This window comes from Streptomyces sp. NPDC004561 (genome assembly GCF_053602155.1).
In genome coordinates, this window is the sequence record NZ_JBSGDB010000588.1 from 1 (window position 1) to 4,968 (window position 4,968).

At 73.8% G+C, this 4,968-nt stretch carries 6 protein-coding genes and 2 pseudogenes; 3 read left to right on the forward strand and 5 right to left on the reverse strand.

What is annotated here, in order from left to right:
• Positions 1-217 (reverse strand): annotated as a pseudogene (locus ACWEN3_RS41345) (2-aminobenzoate-CoA ligase); the annotation flags it as partial.
• Between the two features lie 215 nt (positions 218-432).
• Between ACWEN3_RS41345 and ACWEN3_RS41350 the strand changes: the two are divergent.
• Together ACWEN3_RS41350 and ACWEN3_RS41355 are read left to right on the forward strand one after the other, a co-directional pair.
• Positions 433-1,569, forward strand: a complete 1,137-nt coding sequence (locus tag ACWEN3_RS41350) for an acyl-CoA dehydrogenase family protein (protein ID WP_452982340.1) — start codon at positions 433-435, stop codon at positions 1,567-1,569.
• Positions 1,566-1,962: pseudogene (locus ACWEN3_RS41355) on the forward strand (RidA family protein). Before ACWEN3_RS41350 ends, ACWEN3_RS41355 begins: the two are co-directional and overlap by 4 nt.
• Positions 1,963-1,995: 33 nt before the next feature.
• Here the strand turns inward: ACWEN3_RS41355 and ACWEN3_RS41360 are convergent.
• Complete coding sequence (locus ACWEN3_RS41360) at positions 1,996-2,193, reverse strand: DUF5999 family protein (protein WP_452982343.1); 198 nt, start codon at positions 2,191-2,193, stop codon at positions 1,996-1,998.
• Positions 2,194-2,426: 233 nt separating this feature from the next.
• Here ACWEN3_RS41360 and ACWEN3_RS41365 point away from each other — a divergent pair, with 233 nt between their 5' ends.
• Positions 2,427-2,852: a DUF6299 family protein gene (locus tag ACWEN3_RS41365; protein ID WP_452982346.1), complete on the forward strand. Its 426-nt coding sequence runs from the start codon at positions 2,427-2,429 to the stop codon at positions 2,850-2,852.
• 42 nt (positions 2,853-2,894) lie between these two features.
• Here ACWEN3_RS41365 and ACWEN3_RS41370 read toward each other — a convergent pair whose 3' ends face one another.
• The 3 genes from ACWEN3_RS41370 to ACWEN3_RS41380 all read right to left on the reverse strand — a co-directional run.
• Positions 2,895-3,095, reverse strand: a complete 201-nt coding sequence (locus tag ACWEN3_RS41370; protein WP_452982349.1) for an acyl-CoA carboxylase subunit epsilon — start codon at positions 3,093-3,095, stop codon at positions 2,895-2,897.
• A 12-nt stretch (positions 3,096-3,107) separates the two neighbouring features.
• Positions 3,108-4,652 carry an acyl-CoA carboxylase subunit beta gene (locus tag ACWEN3_RS41375; RefSeq protein ID WP_452982352.1) on the reverse strand — a complete coding sequence of 515 codons (1,545 nt, stop codon included), beginning with the start codon at positions 4,650-4,652 and terminating at the stop codon, positions 3,108-3,110.
• Between the two features lie 142 nt (positions 4,653-4,794).
• A partial coding sequence (locus tag ACWEN3_RS41380) for an AfsR/SARP family transcriptional regulator (protein ID WP_452982355.1) occupies positions 4,795-4,968 on the reverse strand: 174 nt, incomplete at its 5' end.

The following is a 4,968-nucleotide window of genomic DNA, read 5'->3' on the forward strand; positions in this document are numbered from 1 at the left end:
GGTCGACCCGCGCGCGCAGGTCGCCGTAGGTCCACGTGGGGCCGTCCGGGGTGTGGAAGACCGGGCGGGCCGCGCCGGCGTGGTCCAGGAGCTGCGCCGCGCAGTTCAGCCGGTCCGGGTATTGCAGCTCCGGCAGGTCGAAGCGCAGTTCGGGCCACTCGTCCGGCGGGGGCAGATGGTCGCGCGCGAAGGTGTCGACGTGGGCCGAGCGGTGCATGGCGGTTCGCCCCCTGCCGTGACAGACGTCGGGACGGGCTCTGTGGTGGGCTCGCCGTTCGAGCGTATCGTGTTGGTGACGGCAGTCAACTGTGCGCGATAACCTCGGTACGACGGAGCGGGTCGCGACGGCCCGGCCCGGCAGGGGACGGGGAAGCCCGCCCGGCAGACGACGGCGACGGGCCGTGGTGGCCCGAGCCGGAGGGAGGACCGGCAGTGCCCGCATTCTCGCTCGAACCGGAGCAGATCGCCTGGTGTGCCGAGCTGCGCACGCTGGCCGCCGAACGGCTGCGCCCGCTCGCCGACAAGGGCGAACCGGGGCGCGTCAACCGGCCGCTCCTCGCCGAACTGGGCCAACTGGGCCTGCTGCGCAGGCTGTTCACATCCGGGGCGCTCGACCTCTGCCTGATGCGGGAGTCCCTCGCCCAGGCCTGCACCGAGGCCGAGACCGCCCTCGCCCTCCAGGGCCTCGGCGCCCATCCGGTGCACGCCCACGGCAGCCCCGCCCAGCGGGAGCGCTGGCTGCCCCGCGTCGCCGACGGCAGCGCGGTCGCCGCCTTCGCGCTGAGCGAGCCGGGCGCCGGTTCGGACGCGGCCGCACTGGCTCTCGCGGCCGAGCCCCACGGACGCGACGGCTGGCGGCTCACCGGCGCGAAGTGCTGGATCTCCAACGCCCCCGAAGCCGACTTCTACACCGTCTTCGCCCGCACCGCGCCCCGTGCCGGGGCCCGGGGTGTGACCGCCTTCCTCGTCCCCGCCGACCGGCCCGGACTCACCGGCAGCGCACTGGAGATGATCTCGCCGCACCCCATCGGCGCCCTGGAGTTCGACGCCGTGCCCGTCTCGGCCGGCGACGTGCTCGGCGAGGTCGACCGCGGCTTCGCCGTGGCCATGGGCACCCTCAACCTCTTCCGGCCCAGCGTCGGCGCGTTCGCGGTCGGCATGGCCCAGGCGGCCCTGGACGCGACGCTCGACCACACCCGGAGGCGCGAGGCGTTCTCGGGCCGGCTGATGGACCTTCAGGCCGTCTCCCACCAGGTCGCCGAGATGGCGCTGCGCACGGAGGCGGCCCGCCTGATGGTGTACGCGGCGGCGGGCGCGTACGACCGGGGCGACCCCGACGTGCCCCGGCGCGCCGCGATGGCCAAGCTGATCGCCACCGAGAGCGCGCAGTACGTCGTCGACACCGCCGTCCAGCTGCACGGCGCACGGGCCCTGCGCAGGGGTCATCTGCTCGAACACCTCTACCGCGAGGTGCGCGCCCCACGCATCTACGAAGGGGCGAGCGAGGTCCAGCGGGGCATCATCGCCAAGGAGCTGTACGCCACGACCCACGACCGGGAGGCCCGGTGACGACCGAGCGCGTCAACCCGCCCGAGCTGTCCCCGCCCACGGGCTTCTCGCACGCCGTCGTCGCGGCCGGCTCGCGGGTGGTGTTCCTCGCGGGCCAGACCGCGCTGGACGGCGACGGCAAGGTCACCGGCGGCACCCTCCCGGAGCAGTTCGAGCGGGCCCTCGGCAACCTGCTGCGCCCTGCGCGCGGCCGGCGGCACCCCCGCCGACCTCGCCCGCGTCACCGTCTACGCCACGGACGTGGCCGCCTATCGCGCCCAGGCCCGGGAACTGGGCCGTATCTGGCACCGGGCGGCGGGCCGGGACTACCCGGCGATGGCCGTCGTCGAGGTCGTACGGCTGTGGGACGAGCAGGCGATGGTGGAGCTGGACGGGTTCGCCGTCCTGCCGTAGAGCCCGCGCCGGCCGGGAGACCCCCGGGCCGTCTCAGGCCGCCACGGCGAGCCGCTCGGCCGGGACCCGCCGGGGCGGGACCACGCTGCCGTCCGGGTGCAGCTCTCCGCTGTCGTCGAAGACGATCGAGCCGTCGCACAGCAGGGTCCAGCCCTGCTCGGGGTGGGCGGCCACCGGGTGCGGCCCCTGGGTCGCGGGATACCCGGAGAGCGAGGAGGAACAGGAGCACATGGCGCACCTCCACATCGGATACGAGGGGCCGGCCGATGCGGCCGCCGCCCGGTATGCACAGACCATGCCTCCGGCGTGAACGCACCGGAACCGGCCGCCGGGAAACGTGACAACACCCGGACAACTCACGGACGGTCCGATGACGCGCCACCGTTGGAGTGACGTTCCGCCTACCGGCAGGGCCGCCGGGTACCAGTGGATTCCCCCAGCCCCACGGAACCGGGAGGCCCACCATGCCCGTACGCCCCGCCCTCGCAGCGGTCCTCGGCGCCGTCGCCCTGCTGTGCGCCGTCGCCGGCCCGGCCGTGGCCGACCCCGCCGAGACCGTCACGGTCGACCGGACCGGCCGGGTCGCCGCCGACGGCACGATCACCCTCACCGGCAGCTACCGCTGCACCGGCGGCACCGGCCCGGTGTTCGTGAGCTCCTCGGTCAGCCAGGGCGACCTCGGCGTCGAGCACGGCATCGGCGGCAGCATGGCCCGGTGCGACGGCGCCGAACACCGCTGGCGGGACATCGGGAAGGTCTCGCCGGACCCCCTCCGGGCGGGCGCGGCCCATGTGGAGGCCACCCTCATGGAGCTGCGCCCGGTGGGCATCGCGCCGCTGCCGGCCTTCCACGCGGTCGCCGAGCAGGACATCACGCTCACCAGGGCCTGAGCCGTGGGCGCGCCGGGCCGTCCGGCGCCGGCCGCGCACCGGTCAGGAGCGCTGCCAGCTGTGCGGCGCGTGGAAGGCGTGCGGGCGCCAGCAAGTGGTGCCGGGGGTGGAGGGTTCCGCACCGGCGTCGGCGAGCGCGCCCCGGCTGAGCAGCAGCACGGTCAGGGCGGCCAGTTCCTCGTCGGTGGCCTCCCCCTTCTCGACGCGGATGGGGGGAGTGGGGGACGCGGGGGACACGGACATGGGGTACCTCCGTCACTGAGGGGGATTGCCGTGCTTGCGTGCGGGGCGCTCCGCGTGCTTGGTGCGGAGCATCGCGAGGGAGCGGATCAGCACCTCGCGGGTCTCGGCGGGGTCGATCACGTCGTCCACGAGGCCGCGTTCGGCCGCGTAGTACGGGTGCATCAGCTCGGCCCTGTACTCCTTGACCAGTTCGGCCCGCTTGGCCTCGGGGTCGTCGGCCTCGGCGATCTGGCGGCGGAAGATGACGTTCGCGGCGCCCTCCGCGCCCATCACGGCGATCTCGTTCGTCGGCCAGGCGTAGGTGAGGTCCGCGCCGATGGACTGGCTGTCCATGACGATGTAGGCGCCGCCGTAGGCCTTGCGCAGGATCAGGGAGATGCGCGGCACGGTCGCGTTGCAGTAGGCGTACAGCAGCTTGGCGCCGTGCCGGATGATGCCGCCGTGCTCCTGGCCGACACCGGGCAGGAAGCCGGGCACGTCGAGCAGGGTGACCAGCGGAATGCTGAACGCGTCGCACATCTGCACGAACCGCGCGGCCTTCTCCGACGCCTCGATGTCCAGCACGCCGGCCAGGGCCTGCGGCTGGTTGGCGACGATCCCGACCACCTGGCCGTCCAGCCGGGCCAGCGCGCAGATGATGTTCCGCGCCCAGCGCTGGTGCACCTCCAGGTACTCGCCGTCGTCGACGATCTCCTCTACGACCCGGGTCATGTCGTACGGCCGGTTGCCGTCGACCGGCACCAGGTCGGCCAGTGCCCCGCAGCGGCGGTCGGCCGGGTCGGCGCAGGTCACCGGGGGCGGGGTCGCGCGGTTGTTGCCGGGCAGCAGGGAGAGCAGATAGCGGACCTCCTCCAGGCAGGTCTCCTCGTCGTCGTACGCGAAGTGGCACACCCCGCTGGTCTCCGCGTGGACGTCGGCGCCGCCGAGCCCGTTCTGGGTGATCTCCTCGCCCGTCACCGCCTTGACCACGTCCGGGCCGGTGATGAACATCTGCGAGCTCTCGCGGACCATGAACACGAAGTCGGTGAGGGCCGGGCTGTAGGCGGCACCCCCGGCGCACGGGCCGAGCATCACGCTGATCTGCGGGATCACCCCGGACGCGGCCGTGTTGCGGCGGAAGATGCCGCCGTAGCCCGCGAGGGCGGTCACACCCTCCTGGATACGGGCGCCCGCCCCGTCGTTCAGCGACACCAGGGGCGCGCCCGCCGCCAGGGCCATGTCCATGACCTTGTGGATCTTGGTGGCGTGGGCCTCGCCCAGCGCGCCGCCGAAGATCCGGAAGTCATGGGCGTAGACGAAGACCGTACGGCCCTCGACCGTGCCCCAGCCGGTGACCACACCGTCGGTGTACGGCTTCCGGGTCTCCAGGCCGAACCCGGTCGCCCGGTGCCGGCGCAGCGGCTCGACCTCCTGGAACGAGCCCTCGTCGAGGAGCAGGCCGATCCGCTCGCGCACGGTGAGCTTGCCCTTGGCCCGCTGAGCGGCGGTCGCCTTCTCGCTGGGGCCGGCGAGCACGCGTTCGCGTATGCCGGCCAGTTCCGCGACGTGGGACTTCATGTCGTTCTGCCTCCGCGTGAGGTGACGTGACATCGGACATGGCCCGCGCGGGCCGTCGGGCCGGAGGTGCGTGGGCACGATCGTGGCAACGCGGGCTGACCGGGGACTGACGGGCCGCTTACGGGGCCCGGACCGCGCCCGGTCACACCGGCTGGAGAGGTGAGGGAACGCGCGGGTCGCCGGTGAGGGCCGGGTCGTGGGCGAGGATCGCGCTCTCGACCTTGCGCAGTGCGGGCGAGGGCTGGATGCCGAGTTCGTCGTCGAGCTGGCGGCGCATGCGGCGGAAGACGTCGAGGGCGTCGGCCTGCCGGCCGGA